The organism is Ferribacterium limneticum (genome assembly GCF_020510565.1).
Lineage (GTDB): Bacteria > Pseudomonadota > Gammaproteobacteria > Burkholderiales > Rhodocyclaceae > Azonexus > Azonexus limneticus_B.
Genome location: NZ_CP075189.1, coordinates 979252 through 996492, shown reverse-complemented (window position 1 = coordinate 996492; position 17241 = coordinate 979252). Strand labels below are relative to the sequence as shown.

14 protein-coding genes are annotated in these 17241 nt (G+C 61.5%); 12 read left to right on the top strand and 2 right to left on the bottom strand.

What is annotated here, in order from left to right:
- The first annotated feature begins 29 nt into the window (after positions 1 to 29).
- Positions 30 to 1649 (top strand): methyl-accepting chemotaxis protein, encoded by a 1620-nt coding sequence (locus tag KI610_RS04850; RefSeq protein ID WP_226497544.1) that lies wholly within the window; start codon positions 30 to 32, stop codon positions 1647 to 1649.
- Positions 1650 to 1693: 44 nt separating this feature from the next.
- Here the strand turns inward: KI610_RS04850 and KI610_RS04845 are convergent, their stop codons facing one another.
- Positions 1694 to 3061 carry a protein kinase domain-containing protein gene (locus KI610_RS04845; protein WP_226497543.1) on the bottom strand — a complete coding sequence of 456 codons (1368 nt, stop codon included), beginning with the start codon at positions 3059 to 3061 and terminating at the stop codon, positions 1694 to 1696.
- 150 nt (positions 3062 to 3211) lie between these two features.
- Here KI610_RS04845 and grpE point away from each other — a divergent pair, with 150 nt between their 5' ends.
- The 4 genes from grpE (at position 3212) to KI610_RS04825 (ending at position 8456) form a co-directional block, all read left to right on the top strand.
- Positions 3212 to 3766 (top strand): nucleotide exchange factor GrpE, encoded by a 555-nt coding sequence (gene grpE, locus KI610_RS04840; protein ID WP_226497542.1) that lies wholly within the window; start codon positions 3212 to 3214, stop codon positions 3764 to 3766.
- Between the two features lie 120 nt (positions 3767 to 3886).
- Complete coding sequence (gene dnaK / locus KI610_RS04835) at positions 3887 to 5827, top strand: molecular chaperone DnaK (protein ID WP_226497541.1); 1941 nt, start codon at positions 3887 to 3889, stop codon at positions 5825 to 5827.
- Between the two features lie 83 nt (positions 5828 to 5910).
- Positions 5911 to 7038: a molecular chaperone DnaJ gene (gene dnaJ / locus KI610_RS04830; RefSeq protein WP_226497540.1), complete on the top strand. Its 1128-nt coding sequence runs from the start codon at positions 5911 to 5913 to the stop codon at positions 7036 to 7038.
- Positions 7039 to 7316: 278 nt separating this feature from the next.
- A complete protein-coding gene (locus KI610_RS04825) occupies positions 7317 to 8456 on the top strand; it encodes an ABC transporter substrate-binding protein (RefSeq protein ID WP_226497539.1) in 1140 nt (379 codons plus the stop codon).
- A 591-nt stretch (positions 8457 to 9047) separates the two neighbouring features.
- On the opposite strand, the gene cysS is transcribed toward KI610_RS04825, so the two are convergent.
- Positions 9048 to 10418 (bottom strand): cysteine--tRNA ligase, encoded by a 1371-nt coding sequence (gene cysS, locus KI610_RS04820; protein ID WP_226497538.1) that lies wholly within the window; start codon positions 10416 to 10418, stop codon positions 9048 to 9050.
- A 104-nt stretch (positions 10419 to 10522) separates the two neighbouring features.
- Here cysS and KI610_RS04815 point away from each other — a divergent pair, with 104 nt between their 5' ends.
- Genes KI610_RS04815 through KI610_RS04785 form a run of 7 tightly spaced genes read left to right on the top strand, consistent with a single transcriptional unit; the run spans position 10523 to position 17211 of the window.
- Entirely contained in the window at positions 10523 to 11653 is a 1131-nt protein-coding gene (locus KI610_RS04815) for a nuclear transport factor 2 family protein (protein WP_226497537.1), read from the top strand.
- Positions 11650 to 12945 carry a L,D-transpeptidase family protein gene (locus KI610_RS04810; RefSeq protein WP_226497536.1) on the top strand — a complete coding sequence of 432 codons (1296 nt, stop codon included), beginning with the start codon at positions 11650 to 11652 and terminating at the stop codon, positions 12943 to 12945. The genes KI610_RS04815 and KI610_RS04810 overlap by 4 nt, the downstream gene beginning before the upstream one ends.
- Complete coding sequence (locus KI610_RS04805; protein WP_226497535.1) at positions 12945 to 13517, top strand: peptidylprolyl isomerase; 573 nt, start codon at positions 12945 to 12947, stop codon at positions 13515 to 13517. The genes KI610_RS04810 and KI610_RS04805 overlap by 1 nt, the downstream gene beginning before the upstream one ends.
- Before the next feature lie 9 nt (positions 13518 to 13526).
- Positions 13527 to 14024 carry a peptidylprolyl isomerase gene (locus KI610_RS04800; RefSeq protein ID WP_226497534.1) on the top strand — a complete coding sequence of 166 codons (498 nt, stop codon included), beginning with the start codon at positions 13527 to 13529 and terminating at the stop codon, positions 14022 to 14024.
- On the top strand, positions 14021 to 14740 hold the full coding sequence (locus KI610_RS04795; RefSeq protein WP_226497533.1) for a UDP-2,3-diacylglucosamine diphosphatase: 720 nt from the start codon (positions 14021 to 14023) through the stop codon (positions 14738 to 14740). Before KI610_RS04800 ends, KI610_RS04795 begins: the two co-directional genes overlap by 4 nt.
- A 34-nt stretch (positions 14741 to 14774) precedes the next feature.
- Complete coding sequence (gene recQ / locus KI610_RS04790) at positions 14775 to 16592, top strand: DNA helicase RecQ (RefSeq protein ID WP_319004208.1); 1818 nt, start codon at positions 14775 to 14777, stop codon at positions 16590 to 16592.
- 1 nt (position 16593) lies between these two features.
- Positions 16594 to 17211: a DUF2238 domain-containing protein gene (locus KI610_RS04785; RefSeq protein ID WP_226497531.1), complete on the top strand. Its 618-nt coding sequence runs from the start codon at positions 16594 to 16596 to the stop codon at positions 17209 to 17211.
- Positions 17212 to 17241: the final 30 nt, after the last annotated feature.

Below are 17241 nucleotides of genomic sequence, written 5' to 3'. Positions count from 1 at the left end.
AAAATGGTGGCAGTAACTCGAGGGACATCATGCCGCGCTTCGCCGATTTGAAGATTTGGATCCGCCTGACGGCGGCCATCTGGGTAGTACTGGCCATCATCTGGGCAGGGGCAATAGTCTGGACCACGCAGGTCAATCGAGAAACGGCGATTCTCCAGGCGCAGGACTTCTCGAAGAGCATCCACGAAATGACCATGGCCGGCCTGACCGGCATGATGCTGACCGGCACCGTCGGCCAGCGCGAAGTCTTCCTCGACCAGATCGAACAACTCTCGGTCATCAAGGATCTCATCGTCGCCCGCAGCGATGCCGTCGCCAAGCTCTACGGCCCGGACACCAAGAGCAAGCGTCCGCTCGATGCGCTGGAAAAGGAAGTGATGGCCAGCGGCACGCCGTACATGTCGGTTGAAACCGCCAACGGCAGCTCTTTCCTGCACGTCATCAACCCGACCAAGGCGTCGAAAAATTACCTCGGCAAGGACTGCATCCTCTGCCACCAGGTTCCCGAAGGCACCGTGCTCGGCGTCGTCAGCATGAAGGTGTCGCTCGACTCCGTCGAAGCGCAGGTTTCGGCCTTCCGCGTCAAGATCGCCGGCGTCGCGCTGGGTGCCCTGGGCGCCCTGCTCGTCATCATCTACCTGATCACCAATCATTTCGTCAGCAAGCCGCTCGAAGCCATGCGCAGCGGCCTCGCCGACATCGCCCGCGGCGAAGGCGACCTGACACGCCGCCTGCCGATCAAGGGCAACGACGAGGTCGGCCAGGCTGCGCAGGTTTTCAACGAAATGATGGAAAACTTCAACCAGTTGGTCCGTCAGGTCCGCGACTCGGCCAGCCAGGTATCGGCCCGCGTCGCCGCCCTCTCCGACAGCGCCGACCGCGTCACGCAAAGTTCGCATCAGCAGAACGAAAAATCCAACGAAGCCGCCTCGGCCGTCGAGCAACTGGTTTCGAGCATTTCGTCGATTGCCAAGAGCGCCGAACACGTCCAGCACCAGTCGCAGGAAAGTCTGGCCCGCGCCACCGAGGGTAGCCGCAACCTCGACGTGCTGCTCGGCGAAATGAACGTCGTCGAGCGTGCCGTCAAGGAAATGGCCGATTCGGTCAATAACTTCGTCAAGAACACCGAATCGATCACGACGATGACCCGTGAAGTGAAGGACATCGCCGAACAGACCAACCTGCTCGCCCTCAACGCGGCCATCGAGGCAGCCCGAGCTGGCGAACAGGGACGTGGTTTCGCGGTAGTGGCCGACGAAGTGCGCAAGCTGGCCGAAAAATCGTCGCGCTCGGCTACCGAAATCGACGCCATCACGGCCCAGCTCAGCGCCCAGTCAGTCGCTGTCCGGCGCAGCATCGAGGCCGGCATGGCCCACCTGGAAAGCAGCCAGGCGGCCGTTCACTCAGTGTCCAACGTGCTCGAGGCAACAAATGGCTCGGTGACCGAAGTCGGTCACGGCCTTGACGCCATCGCCTCGGCCACCGACCAGCAACGCCGCTTCTCCGGTGATGTTGAAAGCAGCATCGAAGCGATTGCCGGCATGGCCCGCGAAAATTCCGGCACGGTCGAACAGACGGCCGGCGCGGCGCACGACCTCAAGCGACTGGCCGAAGGCCTGGCATCGCTGGTCGGACGCTTCAAGGTCTGAGGATTTAAAGCAGGTCAGCAAAACAGCCTCTGCGGAGGCTGTTTTTACATCGGCGTCAATTCAAGATCGAGGCCACTGCCCGGTCGCGACGTGGTGCCGGTGAGCGAGCCGCCCTGGGTCTTGACGGCCGGCTGGCCTTGCGCCGCAGCGATGCGGTTAACTTCGCGCAGACGATTGATCATTCTGGCCAGCAGCGCATTGCGCATGCGTTCGAGCAGCTCTTCGGACGACAGGGCGAGCGCTGCCGCATTGACTTCGAGGAACAGCGTCGGCTCGAGCGTGACGGCGGTCGAACAGCGTTGGTCGCTGGACGGGTGCAGATAGGACACCTCGCCGATCGGCTCGCTGCGCCCCAGGCGGCACAGTGCCTTGCCATCGATGGAAATTTCGACGGAGCCGCTGATGATGATGCCGAAGAATTTGTTGCGCTCGCCTTCACGAATGATCGCCACGTTGGGCAGGATTTCGCGCCAGACGGAGACGCGCAGGACTTCCCAGACTTCAACGTTTTCGAATTCGACGAAGAAGTCGAGGCTGCGCAAGGTCTCGAAATGCCGCATGTCCTGCGCCGTTTCGTCCTCTTCGAGGATCTGGTAGCGCACCGCCGAGAGGTCCTTGGCCATTTCGGCGCCATTCCGGTAGCGGCTGTAGAGATCCTTCTCGAGCGCCCGGCGCATGATGGCATTGAGGCCTTCCGGCAAATTCGGGTTGAGCGCGGTGACGGCCGGCGCGTCGGTATTGATGATGCGATAAACGAGCGTCGCCTGGTTGTTGGCGCGGAAGGGCAGGCGGCCGGTCAGTAGCTGGAACATCAGCACACCGAGCGAATAGAGGTCGGTCTTCTGGTTGAGCGGATAGCCCTTGATCTGTTCCGGCGACATGTAGGCCGGCGAGCCGACGCCCATGATGAAGGTCGAGTCGCGGTCCATGTCCTTGTTCATGTTGAGCGCCAGGCCGAAGTCGGCGATCTTCGGCTCGTCGTTGGCGGCGATCATGATGTTGGCCGGCTTGATGTCGCGGTGGATGATGCCCTGTCGGTAGGCCGCATCAAGCGCCATGCAGCACTTGAAGATGATGCTGATCGCCCGGTGCATGGGCAGCAGCTTGTCGATCCGGCAGTTGTCCTCGAGCGTGAAGCCGTCGACATACTCCATGGCCAGATAGGCGAAGTCCGGCTCGACCACGGCTTCGTAGACTCGAACGATATTCGGGTGATTGAGGCGCTGGGAAACCATCCCCTCGTTCTGGAACAGCTTGCGCATGCGCCGCGACATGGCGGCGCTGTCATGGCCGAAGCTGATCACCTTGACGGCGACCTGACGGTTGGCATCCGGGTCGTCACAGAGGTAGACAGTGGCCGTTGCGCCCTTGCCCAGCTCCTTAATTACCCGGTATTTGCCGATCTTTTCCATTCAGGATGCACCAAAAAGACACATGGAATTATCGTAGCACGCAGGCTGCGGCACGACAGCAGTTTTGCCAGGCAAAAATAGTTCTTCGCCGCTCTTGAAAGCACTGGGACAGCCCCCAGATAACGTTGCAGAATTTTGGGAGAATAACGCATGAGCAATACCGAGAACCCCCAGGAACCCTTGCTGGGTAACGAACCCGCGACCGAGCCGGTCGCCGAGCCAAATGTCGAAGAACACACCGACAAGCTGCCGAGCATCGAGGAGCAGTTCCGCGCCCTCGAATTGCTGGCTGCCGAACACCACGATGCCTGGCTGCGCGCCAAGGCCGAGGGCGAAAACATCCGCCGTCGGGCTCAGGAAGACATTTCCAAGGCGCACAAGTTCGCCGTCGAGCGTTTTGCCGGCGAACTGCTGGCCGTCAAGGACAGCCTGGAAGCCGCGCTGGCCGTGCCGGAACAGACCGTTGACAGTTTCAAGGCCGGCGTCGAATTGACGCTCAAGCAACTGGTTGCCGCCTTCGAAAAGAACGCACTGAACGAAGTCAGTCCGGCTGGCGAGAAGTTCGATCCGCACAAGCATCAGGCCATCGGCATGGTCGATTCGGAGCAGGAACCGAACACCGTCGTCACCGTGCTGCAAAAGGGCTACACCATCGCCGACCGCGTTCTGCGTCCGGCCCTGGTCATGGTCGCCAAGGGCAAATAAACACATTTCATTTTTGGGCGTTTTTTCCGGTTGACCGTGGAAGTCTGAAACCGCGGCTTGAAATCGCTGGCAAAGCCCCCAACTCACGAACATCAGTCATTTATCTTTAAGGAACGAATCATGGGCAAGATCATCGGTATTGACCTCGGCACCACCAACAGCTGCGTCGCCATCATGGAAGGCGGCCAGCCGAAGGTTATCGAAAACGCAGAAGGCGCCCGCACCACGCCGTCCGTCATCGGCTACACCGAAGATGGCGAGATTCTGTGCGGCGCCCCGGCCAAGCGCCAGGCCGTCACCAATCCGAAGAACACGCTGTACGCGGTCAAGCGCCTGATCGGCCGCCGCTTTGAAGAAAAAGAAGTGCAAAAGGACATCTCGCTGATGCCCTTCAAGATCGTCAAGGCCGACAATGGCGACGCCTGGGTTGAAGCGCGCGACAAGAAAATCGCCCCGCCGCAGGTTTCCGCCGAAGTGCTGCGCAAGATGAAGAAGACCGCCGAAGACTACCTCGGCGAAGAAGTCACCGAAGCCGTCATCACCGTGCCGGCCTACTTCAACGACAGCCAGCGTCAGGCCACCAAGGACGCCGGCCGCATCGCCGGTCTCGAAGTCAAGCGCATCATCAACGAGCCGACCGCAGCCGCCCTCGCCTTCGGCATGGACAAGACCAGCAAGAACGACCGCAAGATCGCTGTTTATGACCTCGGCGGCGGCACGTTCGACATCTCGATCATCGAAATCGCCAACGTTGACGGCGAAACGCAGTTCGAAGTGCTGGCCACCAACGGCGACACCTTCCTCGGCGGCGAAGACTTCGACCAGCGCCTGATCGACTACATCATCGACGAATTCAAGAAGGAATCCGGCGTTAACCTCAAGGCTGACGTGCTGGCCCTGCAGCGCCTGAAAGAAGCCGCTGAAAAGGCCAAGATCGAGCTGTCCTCGAGCCAGCAGACCGAAATCAACCTGCCTTACATCACCGCCGACGCCTCCGGTCCGAAGCACCTGGCGCTCAAGGTCACCCGCGCCAAGTTCGAGTCGCTGGTCGATGAACTGGTTGAGCGTACCGTTGCGCCATGCGTCATGGCCCTCAAGGACGCCGGCTGCAAGATCTCCGACATCGACGACATCATCCTGGTCGGCGGCCAGTCGCGCATGCCGAAGGTGCAAGAGAAGGTCAAGGAAATCTTCGGCAAGGAACCGCGCAAGGACGTGAACCCGGACGAAGCCGTTGCTGTCGGCGCTGCCATCCAGGGCGGCGTGCTGCAGGGCGAAGTCAAGGACGTGCTGCTCCTCGACGTGACCCCGCTGTCGCTCGGTATCGAAACCCTGGGCGGCATCATGACCAAGCTGATCCAGAAGAACACGACGATCCCGACCAAGGCTTCGCAAGTCTTCTCGACCGCCGACGACAGCCAGTCCGCCGTGACCATCCACGTGCTGCAGGGCGAGCGCGAAGTCGCTTCCGGCAACAAGAGCCTCGGCCAGTTCAACCTCGAAGGCATCCCGCCGGCCCCGCGTGGCACGCCGCAGATCGAAGTCATTTTCGACATCGACGCCAACGGCATCATGCACGTCACGGCCAAGGACAAGGCCACCGGCAAGGAAAACAAGATCACCATCAAGGCCAACTCCGGCTTGAGCGAGGCTGAAATCCAGGCCATGGTCAAGGATGCCGAGCTGCACGCCGAAGACGACAAGAAGGCGCACGAACTGGCCGATGCCCGCAACCAGGCTGACGGCATGGTGCACATGGTCAAGAAGTCGATGACCGAGTACGGCGACAAGCTCGACGCGTCTGAAAAGGCTGCCATCGAAGCCGCCATCAAGGATGTCGAGGACGTGCTGCGCGACGGCGACAAGGAAACCATCACCGCCAAGACCGAAGCCCTGTCGGCTGCCGCCCAGAAGCTCGGTGAGAAGATGTACGCCCAGCAGCAACAGGCCGAAGGCGCTGCCGCCGGTGCGGCTGGCCAGCAGGCAGAAGGCGGTGAAAAGACCGTTGAAGGCGATGTCGTCGATGCCGAATTCACCGAAGTGAACAAGGACAAGAAGTAATTCCTGGCCCCACAGCCCGGCGCCGAGCCTTCCGGAAATCTCCGGCGGCGCTCGGCGCCTTTGTCACTTGATGGGTAGAAGAAATGTCAAAACGCGATTTTTACGAAATCCTCGGCGTCAATCGCGACGCCAGCGATGAAGAAATAAAGAAGGCCTACCGCAAGCTGGCCATGAAGCATCACCCCGACCGCAATCCGGACAATCCGGGTGCCGAGGAGAAGTTCAAGGAAGCCAAGGAAGCCTACGAAATCCTGTCGGACGGCCAGAAACGCTCTGCCTACGACCAGTTCGGCCACGCCGGCATCGACCAGCAGGCGGGCATGGGCGGCGGCGGTGGCGCCGGCTTTGCCGATGCCTTCGGCGGCATTTTCGACGAAATCTTCGGTGGTCGCGGCGGTGGTGGCGGCGGCGGTCGCTCGAACATCTATCGCGGCGCCGACCTGCGCTACAACCTCGAAATCACGCTCGAACAGGCGGCGCACGGCACGGAAACCAAGATTCGCATTCCGACCATGGAAGTCTGCGATCCCTGCAACGGCTCCGGCGCCAAGCCCGGCACCCAGCCGAAGACCTGCCCGACCTGCGGCGGTTCCGGCCAGGTGCGCCTGCAGCAAGGCTTCTTCTCGATCCAGCAGACCTGTCACAAGTGCCACGGCACCGGCCGCTTCATCGCCGAACCGTGCAAGCACTGCGACGGCGCCGGCCGCATCAAGCAACACAAGACGCTGGCCGTCAAAATTCCGGCCGGGGTCGATGAAGGCGATCGCATCAGGCTTTCCGGCGAGGGCGAGCATGGCGTCAATGGCGGGCCACCGGGCGACCTCTACGTGCAGATTCACCTCAAGCAGCACACCGTGTTCACCCGCGACCACAACGACCTGCATTGCGAAATGCCGATTTCCTTCACCGCCGCCGCACTCGGGGGCGAAATCGAAATCCCGACACTGGACGGCGCCGCGGCCATCAAGATTCCGGCCGAAACCCAGTCCGGGCGCGTCTTCCGCCTGCGCGGCAAGGGCATCAAGGGAGTCCGTAGCCATACCCATGGCGACCTGATGTGCCACGTCGTTGTCGAAACGCCGGTCAACCTGACCGACCGCCAGAAGGAACTGCTGCGCGAACTGGAAGAATCGAGCCGCGACAACAGCGCCAAACACAACCCGCGCTCGAAGTCGTGGATGGACAAAGTTAAGGACTTTTTTGCCGAGTAACTCCTTAACTTTGCAGCGCAGGCTAACCTGCGTTGCAGGTTAAGGCACGAAGTGCCGGCCGAAGCTACAAGGTTAAGGACTTCTTCGCTGAATAACGCCTGACTTTGCACCACAGCCCCTGAGTCCCGAATTTTCGGGACTCAGGGGCTGTTTCATTTTCGGTCCTTTTTCCCGGTTGACCGTGGCATCGAACAAATTGCCAAAAGTCCTGTTCGTCCTGTTCCCGGTAATATCCCCGACTGTTAGAATCGATTGATCTATCAGGGGGAGAAAAAACAATGCAAGTCTTCAAACGACTGGCCGCCGTCGGCGCCATTGCCTTTTCCACGATGTGCTGGGCCGAGCCCGGCGTCACCGAGACGACGATCACCCTCGGCATGTCGGCCCCCTTCTCCGGCCCGAACGGCGCCTACGGTCTGGACATGCGGCAGACCATCACGACCTATTTCGAGCAGGTCAACAAGGCCGGCGGCATCAATGGTCGCAAGCTCGAACTGATCGCCCTCGACGACGGCTATGAAACCGAACGCACCGTCGCCAACACCAAGACGCTGATCAAGGAAAAAAATGTCTTCGCGCTGCTCGCCTATTACGGCTCCAGCCCGACGACCGAAACCATGAACACCGTCTTCGGCCCGGCCAAGGTGCCGCTGGTCGGCACCATTTCCGGCGCAGCCACGCTGCGCGAATCGCTGGCCACCAACCCCAATGCGCGCTACATGTTCAACGTCCGCGCCAGCTACGCCGACGAAGCCGAAGTCATCGTCAACCAGATGGTCTCGCTCGGCCTCAAGAATATCGCCGTCTTCTACCAGAACGACGGTTTCGGCAAATCCGGCCTGGATGGCGTCACCGCCGCGCTCAAGAAGAACAATCTGGCCCCGTCCGCCGTCGGCACGGTCGAACGCAACTCGGTGGATGTTGCCAAGGCGGTGGAAACGATTGCCAAGGCGACACCGCAGGCCGTGGTCATGGTCACGCTGTACAAACCGACGGCAGCCTTCGTCAAGGCCATGAAAAAAGTCGGCCAGCATCCGATGCTCATGACCCTGTCGCCGGTCGGCGCCGAACTGCTCGTCCAGGAACTCGGCCCTGATTCACGCGGCATCGGCGTTTCGCAAGTTGTTCCCTATCCATGGAACAACGTCGTTCCGGTCGTCCGCGACTATCAAAAACTGTCCGACAAGGGTGCCTACTCGTACTACGGGATGGAAGGCTACCTGATGGCCAGGACCATGATCGAAGGCCTGAAGCGGGCCGGCAGGGATCTCAGCCGCGACAAACTGGTGAGCTCGCTGGAAAGCATGAGCGGAGCAGACCTCGGTGGTTACCGCATCAACTACGGCCCGAACACCCGGCTCGGGTCGCGCTTTGTCGAACTGACGGTCATTGGGCAGGGCGGGAAGATTCTGAAGTAGCGACTCACTCTCGCATTGGCGGGAGTCGATATTTGGTCGGGTGTTCTTCTAAATTAGCTTGGGGTTCCGCCCTTGCGGGGCGTCTCACTTTTTCTTGCTTCGCCAAGAAAAAGTAAGCAAAAAGAAGGCGACCCTGGGTCGGTGCCGGCTGCGCCGGTTCCCTGCGCTACTCGGGACAGGCGGGGGCTGCGGAACTCGGGCTTCGCCCTCAGACAGTCCTCGCCCTTTATCCGCCGGCCCCTGCGTTGCTCGGCACCTCTCAAGGGGCCCGGTAAGGCGTCCACGCTGGACCGATGGATTTCAATTTTTGGCCTTTTTCCCGGTTGACCGTGGAAGTCAGTGACGCGGATGGCGTTTGAGCTCGGACGCCTTTGGGGTCCCCATGAGAGGCGCTGAGCAACGCAGGCGGGCCGGGGGCAGTCGGCTTGCGTTGTCTGAGCCGCAGGCGAGTTTAGCAAGCCGCCCGGCCTGCCGAGTAGCGCAAGGAACCCCGAAGGGGCGCCGACCCTGGGGTCGCCTTTTCTTTGGCTACTTTCTTTTGGCGAAGCAAAAGAAAGTACGCCCGCCAGCAAGGCGGAAACCCAAGCTAATTCAGGCCCGCCGCCAGGTCGTCCCCTGCGGACTATCATCGAGCGCAATCCCCGCCGCCTTCAGTTCATCGCGAATACGATCCGACTCGGCAAAATTCCTGGCCTTCTTGGCCGCCGCCCGATCCGCAATCATCTGCTCGATAGCCGCCTCGTCGAGGCCGCCAGCCGCACCGCCGCCCTGCAGATAAGCCATCGGATCCCGCACGAGCAGGCCGATCACCGCGCCCAGCGCCTTGAGCAAGCCCGACAGTTCGCCACTCTTCTGACGATTGGCCTCAGCCGCCAGTTCGAAGAGCACCGAAATGGCGCCATGCGAATCGAAATCCTCGTTCAGCGCGGCGGCAAAACGAGCCGCAAAATCGCTCTTCCAGTCGATGGCAACAGCCACTGCCGGCACGTCGCGCAGCGTGAAATACAGGCTGTCCAGACTACGCTTGGCATCGTCAAGATGAGCGTCCGAATAATTCAACGGGCTGCGGTAATGGGCGCGCAGGATGAAGAAGCGCACGACTTCAGCATCGAACTGCTCGAGGACCGTGCGGATCGTGAAGAAGTTACCCAGAGACTTCGACATTTTTTCGTTGTCGACACGGACAAAACCGTTGTGCATCCAGTAATTGACGAAGGAGCACTGGTGCGCCCCTTCCGACTGGGCGATCTCGTTTTCATGATGCGGGAACTGCAAATCCTGGCCACCACCGTGGATGTCGAAATGATTGCCAAGCAGCTTCGAGCTCATGGCCGAACATTCGATGTGCCAACCCGGACGACCTTCGCCCCACGGCGACTGCCAGGCCGGCTCACCGGGCTTGGCATGCTTCCAGAGCACGAAATCGAGCGGATCCTGCTTGGCTGAATCGACCTCGACGCGCTCACCGGCCCGCAGATCGTCAAGCGACTTGCCGGACAGCTTGCCGTAGCCGGGGAACTTGCGCACCGCATAATTCACGTCGCCATCAGTCGCCTGATAAGCCAGGCCGGTCGCCTCGAGCTTGCCGATCAAATCAAGCATTTCCGGCACGTAGTCGGTCGCCCGTGGCTCGTGGTCGGGGCGCTGAACGCCCAGCGCATCGGCGTCTTCGTGCATGAAGGCGATGAAACGGTTGGTCAGTTGCTGGATCGTCTCGCCATTCTCGATGGCGCGCTTGATGATCTTGTCGTCGATATCGGTAATGTTGCGGACGTAGGTCACGTCGTAACCGCTGGCCTTGAGCCAGCGATAAACCATGTCGAAAACAACCATGACCCGGGCATGGCCAAGGTGGCAGTAGTCATAGACCGTCATGCCACAGACATACATGCGAACTTTGTTCGGCTCGATCGGGGTAAAAAGCTGTTTTTCGCGCTTGAGGGAGTTGTAGATCTTGAGCATGCGGGGAGGGAACCGGGCTTGGCCGGCTTGCTAATCCCTATGGAATCACCGGCATTTTTGGTAGAATCGGAAGATTGTATAACCTCGAAAAGTATAGCATAGCGATGACCTCTATTTCCCTGCTCCAGCCCCGTTTTCAGAAGCTCAAGACGTTGCGTGCAATGGCGATTGGCCTGGCCATCAGCTTCGCCGTACCGGCGTTTGCCGACAACCTGCCGGAAGTCCAACGCCTGATCAAGCAGGGCCAGTACCCGCAGGCCCTCGAGAAAGTCGACGCCTACCTGAGCAGCCGTCCCAAGGATGCCCAGGGTCGCTTCCTGAAAGGCCTGATCTATACCGAGATGAACAAGCCGGCCGACGCGATCAGCGTGTTTACCAAGCTTTCCGAGGATTACCCGGAACTGCCGGAACCCTACAACAACCTGGCCGTGCTCTACGCCCAGCAAAAGCAGTACGACAAGGCCCGCACGGCCCTCGAAATGGCTATAAGGACTCATCCGTCCTACGCCATCGCCTACGAAAACCTCGGCGATGTTTACGCCAAGCTGGCCAGCCAGGCCTACGACAAGGCCCTGCAACTGGACAATTCCAATTCGACAACGCAGAACAAGCTGGCCCTGATTCGCGACCTGATCACCACTTCCGGCAAGGGCAACGTCAAGCCGCAACCGGCTCCGGTTGCCGCCGCTCCGGTCGCTGCCGTTGTCGCCAAGCCGGCCGTCGCCGCCGCGGCACCTACCGCGACCATCGTCACGTCGACGCCGGGCGCCGCCTCCGCCTCACCAGCCAGCAAGCCGACAGTGGTCGCTGCAGCGCCCGCTCCGGCCGCTGCCGTTTCAACGCCGGCGCCAGCCGCTGCACCAACCCCTGCCCCGGCCCCCACCAAGGCCGTTGCCGGCAGCGACGATGTCGTCAAGGCCATGAACGCCTGGGCCGACGCCTGGTCACGCAAGGACATGCGCGCCTACCTCGGCGCCTATGCGCAAGAGTTCAACACGCCCAAGGGCATGAGCCGCAAGGCCTGGGAACAGGAACGCGAGCAGCGCATCGCCGGCAAGGGCGGCAAGATCTCGGTTTCCTTCGATACGCCGCAAGTCACGGTCAATGGCGACAAGGCCACTGCCAAGTTCCGCCAGCATTACAAAGCAACGGGTCTGAGCAGCTCGACGACCAAGACGCTCGTTTTCGTTCGGGCCGGTAGCAAGTGGCTGATCAAGGAAGAAAACGCCCGGTGAAATTAGGCCGTAAATTAGTTCTCTCTGGACTGGCGGTCGCTCTGGCCGCCGGTGCAGCAGCCCGGCTTAAAGACAAGCCGGCGAGTGTCCCAGTCACCATCAACGAACTCTCGGCAATTGCCTTGGCGCGGACAACGCCCGACGCATCCAGCCAGGGTTCGACCCTGCCCCTTGTTGTTTCCGACTCCGGTCCGGAAGAAGCATTGACGCGCATTTTTGCCGAAATCGAAGGCAATCGCCTGAGCAATGCCCTGCAACTGACCGAAAACCTGCTGCGTCAGCACCCGAACTACCGGCTGGCCCACCTGATCAAGGGCGATCTGCTACTGGCCCGCAAGCAACCGATCAACACCTTTGGTGCCTTGACCGATGCCCCGGCCGACAAGGTTGCCGACCTGCGCGCCGAAGCCATCGCCCGCCTCGCCGCCTATCGCGAAAAACCACCGGCTGACTTCGTGCCGCGCTACCTGCTGCAGATGCAGCCGGACCAGCGTTTCGCCATCGTCGTCGACACCAAGCGTTCGCGCCTCTACCTCTACGAAAACGACCTCACGAATGGTGGCCAGCCGCGCTTCGTCGCCGACTACTACGTCACCCAGGGCAAGCTGGGCGCCGAGAAGCTCGTCGAAGGCGACAAGAAGACCCCGGTAGGCGTCTATCACGTCACGGCTAACCTGCCCCGCCAGAAGCTGGCCGACCTCTACGGTAACGGCGCCTTCCCGCTCAATTACCCCAACGAGTGGGACAAGCGTCAAGGGCGTGGCGGCAGCGGCATCTGGCTGCATGGCACGCCCTCCGACACCTTCGCCCGTCCGCCGCGCGCCTCCGACGGCTGCGTCGTGCTAACCAACCAGGATCTCGACGTCGTCGCCAAGAACCTGCAGGTCGGCCTGACCCCGGTCATCATCAGCAATTCGGTCGAATGGCTGTCGCTCGACGACTGGGCCAAAGAGCGCAGCGAACTCAACAAGTCGATCGACGCCTGGCGCGCCGACTGGGAAAGCCGCGACACCGACCGCTACCTGACGCATTACTCGAAGCGTTTCAAGGCCGGCGAGCAGGATTTCGCCGAGTTTTCCGCCCAGAAAAAGCAGGTCAATGCCGGCAAGGAATGGATCAAGCTCAAGATCGACAATCTCTCCGTGTTCCGCAATCCGGGCAAGGACGAAGTCGTCGTCGTGACTTTCGACCAGGATTACCGCAGCAACAACCTCAACAACCAGATGAAGAAACGCCAGTACTGGCTGCGTGAAGGCGACCAGTGGAAAATCATTTACGAAGGAAGTGCCTGATGTTGAAAAAAATATCGACCCTCGCTGCCGGCCTGCTCGTCTCGCTTGCCGTGTGGGCGGCCCCAGCCGTCGAGTTCACGACCAATCTGGGCAAATTCACCCTCGAGCTTTACCCGGAAAAAGCCCCGACCACGGTTGAGTTTTTCCTCTACAACGCCAAGCATGGCTTCTACGAATCGACCATCTTTCACCGCGTCATCGATGGGTTCATGATCCAGGGCGGCGGCTTCAGCCGGGCCATGGAAGAGAAAAAGGTGCTGACCCCTGCCCTCAAGAACGAAGCGACCAATGGCCTGACCAATGATCGCGGCACGGTAGCCATGGCCCGCACCGGCGACCCGCATTCGGCTCGCGTCCAGTTCTTCATCAACCTCAAGAACAACGATTTCCTCAATCACAAGACCACCGGCGACCCGCGCGGCTGGGGCTATGCCGTCTTCGGCAAGGTCACCCAGGGCATGGATGTCGTCGACAAGATTGCCAAGGTGCCGACCGGCAACGCTGGCTATTACGAAAACGTTCCGACGACCCCGGTCGTCATCCAGAACGTCAAAATCATCTCCGACAAATAAGGATCCCCAATGTCCAAAATCAAGCTCACCACCAACCACGGCGACATCACGCTCGAACTGAACGCCGAAAAGGCCCCGAAGTCTGTGGCCAACTTCATCGCCTACGTTGAAGCCGGCCACTACAACGGCACCATCTTCCACCGCGTAATCAAGAACTTCATGATCCAGGGCGGCGGCATGGAACCGGGCATGGGCCAGAAGCCGTGCCAGGCCCCGATCGAGAACGAAGCCGCCAATGGCCTCAAGAACAAGCGCGGCACCGTCGCCATGGCGCGCACCAACGACCCGCATTCGGCCACCGCCCAGTTCTTCATCAACACCGTCGACAACGATTTCCTCGACTTCAAGTCGCCGTCCGGCCAGGGCTGGGGCTACTGCGTTTTCGGCGAAGTCGTCGAAGGCCTCGATGTGGTCGACAAGATCCGCGCCGTCAAGACCGGCAACAAGGGTTTCCATCAGGACGTCCCGGCTGAAGATGTGATCATCGAGAAGGCCGAGATCGTTTGATCTTCTTCATCTCTGATCTGCACCTGTCGCCCCGGTCACCCGGGGCGACTCGTTTGTTCCTGAGCTTTCTGGCCGGCCGCGCCCGCCAGGCCGAGGCGCTGTACATCCTCGGCGACCTTTTCGAAGTCTGGGTCGGCGACGACATCGACGATCCCTACGCCGCGCAGATCGCCGCCGCCCTGCGTGCGGCCAGCAATGCCGGGCTGAAAATATGCTTCATGCACGGCAACCGCGATTTCGCCATCGGCGAACAATTCACCGCGGCCGCCGGCATGACGCTGCTGCCCGACCCTTATTTGCTGGACCTGCCCGAGTGGTCCTTCGTGCTCTCGCACGGCGACGCCCTGTGCATCGACGACCACGCCTACATGGCCTATCGCGCCAAGGTGCGCGACCCGGAATGGCAGCGGAAGATGCGCGCCAAGCCGCGTTTCCTGCGCAGCCTGCTCGGCCGTTACATCCGCTGGTGCAGCGCCCGCCGCAAGCGCGACCACGCCTATGTTTACGCCGACCTCAACGGCCCGGCCACCGACGATTTCCTGCGCGAACACGGCTACGCCACCTTCATTCACGGCCACACCCACCGTCCGGAAAAACACGACCACATCGTCGATGGCATCCACGTTGAACGCTGGGTCCTCTCCGACTGGCACGAAGAGCGCGCCGAAGCGCTGCTCTGGGACGGCGAGCAATTGAGCCGCGAAGCCATCGTATGAGCATTTCAATTTTGACCCAAATTTCCGGTTGACCGTGGGAACCCCCTCCGCCCTCGCCATCCTGCGCGACGTCTTCGGCTATCCCGCCTTTCGCGGCGCCCAGGCCGAGATCATCGACCACATCGGCAACGGCGGCGACGCGCTCGTCCTCATGCCGACCGGCGGCGGCAAGAGCCTGTGCTACCAGATCCCCGCCCTCCTCCGCCCGGGCTGCGCCATCGTCGTCTCGCCGCTCATCGCGCTCATGCAGGACCAGGTCGATGCCCTGACCCAGCTTGGCGTCAAGGCCGCCTGCCTCAATTCGACGCTCGACTGGCGCGAGGCGCAGGCCATCGAGCAGCAGATGTTCGCCGGCCAGATCGACCTCGTTTACATCGCCCCGGAACGCCTGCTTGTCGACCGCACGCTGTCGATGATCGACGCCCTCTACGAAGCCGGCAAACTTGCCCTCTTCGCCATCGACGAAGCGCACTGCGTCTCGCAATGGGGCCACGATTTCCGCCCGGAATACCTGCAACTGTCGACGCTGCACGAGCGCTATCCGAACGTCCCGCGCATCGCCCTGACGGCCACGGCCGACAAGGCAACGCAGAACGAAATGCTGGTCCGCCTTGGCCTGACCGAAGCGCGCGTTTTCCTGTCCAGCTTCGACCGGCCGAACATCCGCTACACCGTTGTCGAAAAAGACAACGCCAAGAAACAGTTGCTCGGCTTCCTGGCCGGGCGCAAGGGCCAGGCCGGCATCGTCTATTGCCTGTCGCGCAAGAAGGTCGAGGAGACGGCCGAATGGCTATCGGCCCAGGGCTACCCGGCGCTGCCTTACCATGCCGGCCTGCCCGCCCCGACGCGCGCCGCCAACCAGCGCCGCTTTCTGCGCGAGGAAGGGCTGGTCATGTGCGCCACCATCGCCTTCGGCATGGGCATCGACAAGCCGGACGTCCGTTTCGTCGCCCACCTCGACCTGCCGAAAAGCATCGAAGCCTACTACCAGGAAACCGGCCGCGCCGGCCGCGACGGCGAACCGGCCGAAGCGTGGATGGCCTATGGCATGCAGGACGTCGCGCTGCAGCATGCGCGCATCGCCGAATCAGGCGCCGGCGAAGGCCAGAAGATTCTCGAATCGCAACGCCTGACCGCCCTGCTCTCCTACTGCGAAGCGCCGCGCTGCCGGCGCCAGGTATTGCTCAATTATTTTGCCGAGGAACGCGAGCCCTGCGGCAACTGCGACGTCTGCATCGAGCCGCCGGAACTGTGGGATGGCACGCTGGCCGCGCAAAAGGCGCTCTCCGCGATCTTCCGCACCGGCATGCGTTTCGGCGTCACGCACCTGACCGATGTCCTGCGCGGCAAGGCAACCGACAAGATCAAGCAGTGGAACCACGACCAGCTGCCGACTTTCGGCGTCGGCGCCGACCTCGACGACCATGGCTGGAAGAGCGTCTTCCGCCAACTGGCAGCGGCCGGACTGGTTCATGTCGACATGGCCGAACACGGCGCGCTGCAACTGACTGACGCCGCCCGCGAAGTGCTCAAGGGTCAACGCCAGGTGCAACTGCGCCGGCCGGCCAAGCGCAAGGCCAGCTCGTCGTCCTCACGCAGCAGCGCGGTGGTGCACAGCGAACTGTCGTCGGCCGACGAGGTGCTGTTCCAACTCCTGCGCGCCTGGCGCAGCGATACGGCCAAAGAACAAGCCGTGCCGGCCTACGTTATTTTGCATGACAAGACCCTGCGCGAGCTGGCCGAAGTCCGCCCGACCAGCCACGGCATGCTGGCCGGCATCACCGGTATGGGTAGCGCCAAGATTGAGCACTACGGCGCCGAACTGCTCGACCTGATCCGCAACGAGGGCTGACATGGAAAACAGGAACCTGGTCAACATCACGCTGGCCGCCATCGTCATTGCGGCACTGATCGTTTCCGGCATCGCCCCCTTCGACCGGGCGACCTGGATCATGGAAGTGGCACCGGTGCTGATTGCCCTGCCGCTGATGATTGCCACGCGCCAGAGCTATCCGCTGACGACGCTGCTCACGGTATTGATCGCCATCCATGCGCTGGTGTTGATCGGTGGCGGCGCCTACACCTACGCCCGCGTGCCGCTCGGTTTTTGGCTGCAGGACCTGCTCGGCACGGTGCGCAACCCCTACGACAAGATCGGCCATTTGCTGCAGGGTTTCGTGCCGGCCATGGTCGCCCGTGAAGTCCTGATCCGCGGCGGTTACGTCGTCGGCCGCCGGATGACCGGTTTCCTGTGCATCTGCATCGCCATGGCGATCAGTGCCAGCTACGAACTGATCGAATGGGCCGCTGCGCTGGCCATGGGTCAGGGCGCCGATGAGTTCCTCGGCACCCAGGGCGACCAGTGGGATACGCAGTCGGACATGTTCATGGCACTGATCGGTTCGAGTACGGCGATCGCCCTGCTCTCCGGCTGGCACGACCGCCAGCTCAAACGCCTTATTTCAAAATAAGGCGAATTTTCCGGTTGACCGTGGAAGTCC

Bases quoted from the DNA above. Each gene is read 5' to 3' on its own strand.
- KI610_RS04850 (WP_226497544.1), top strand. From the start codon at position 30: ATGCCGCGCTTCGCCGATTTGAAGATTTGGATCCGCCTGACGGCGGCC.
- KI610_RS04845 (WP_226497543.1), bottom strand. From the start codon at position 3,061: ATGGAAAAGATCGGCAAATACCGGGTAATTAAGGAGCTGGGCAAGGGC.
- grpE (WP_226497542.1), top strand. From the start codon at position 3,212: ATGAGCAATACCGAGAACCCCCAGGAACCCTTGCTGGGTAACGAACCC.
- dnaK (WP_226497541.1), top strand. From the start codon at position 3,887: ATGGGCAAGATCATCGGTATTGACCTCGGCACCACCAACAGCTGCGTC.
- dnaJ (WP_226497540.1), top strand. From the start codon at position 5,911: ATGTCAAAACGCGATTTTTACGAAATCCTCGGCGTCAATCGCGACGCC.
- KI610_RS04825 (WP_226497539.1), top strand. From the start codon at position 7,317: ATGCAAGTCTTCAAACGACTGGCCGCCGTCGGCGCCATTGCCTTTTCC.
- cysS (WP_226497538.1), bottom strand. From the start codon at position 10,418: ATGCTCAAGATCTACAACTCCCTCAAGCGCGAAAAACAGCTTTTTACC.
- KI610_RS04815 (WP_226497537.1), top strand. From the start codon at position 10,523: ATGACCTCTATTTCCCTGCTCCAGCCCCGTTTTCAGAAGCTCAAGACG.
- KI610_RS04805 (WP_226497535.1), top strand. From the start codon at position 12,945: ATGTTGAAAAAAATATCGACCCTCGCTGCCGGCCTGCTCGTCTCGCTT.
- KI610_RS04800 (WP_226497534.1), top strand. From the start codon at position 13,527: ATGTCCAAAATCAAGCTCACCACCAACCACGGCGACATCACGCTCGAA.
- KI610_RS04785 (WP_226497531.1), top strand. From the start codon at position 16,594: ATGGAAAACAGGAACCTGGTCAACATCACGCTGGCCGCCATCGTCATT.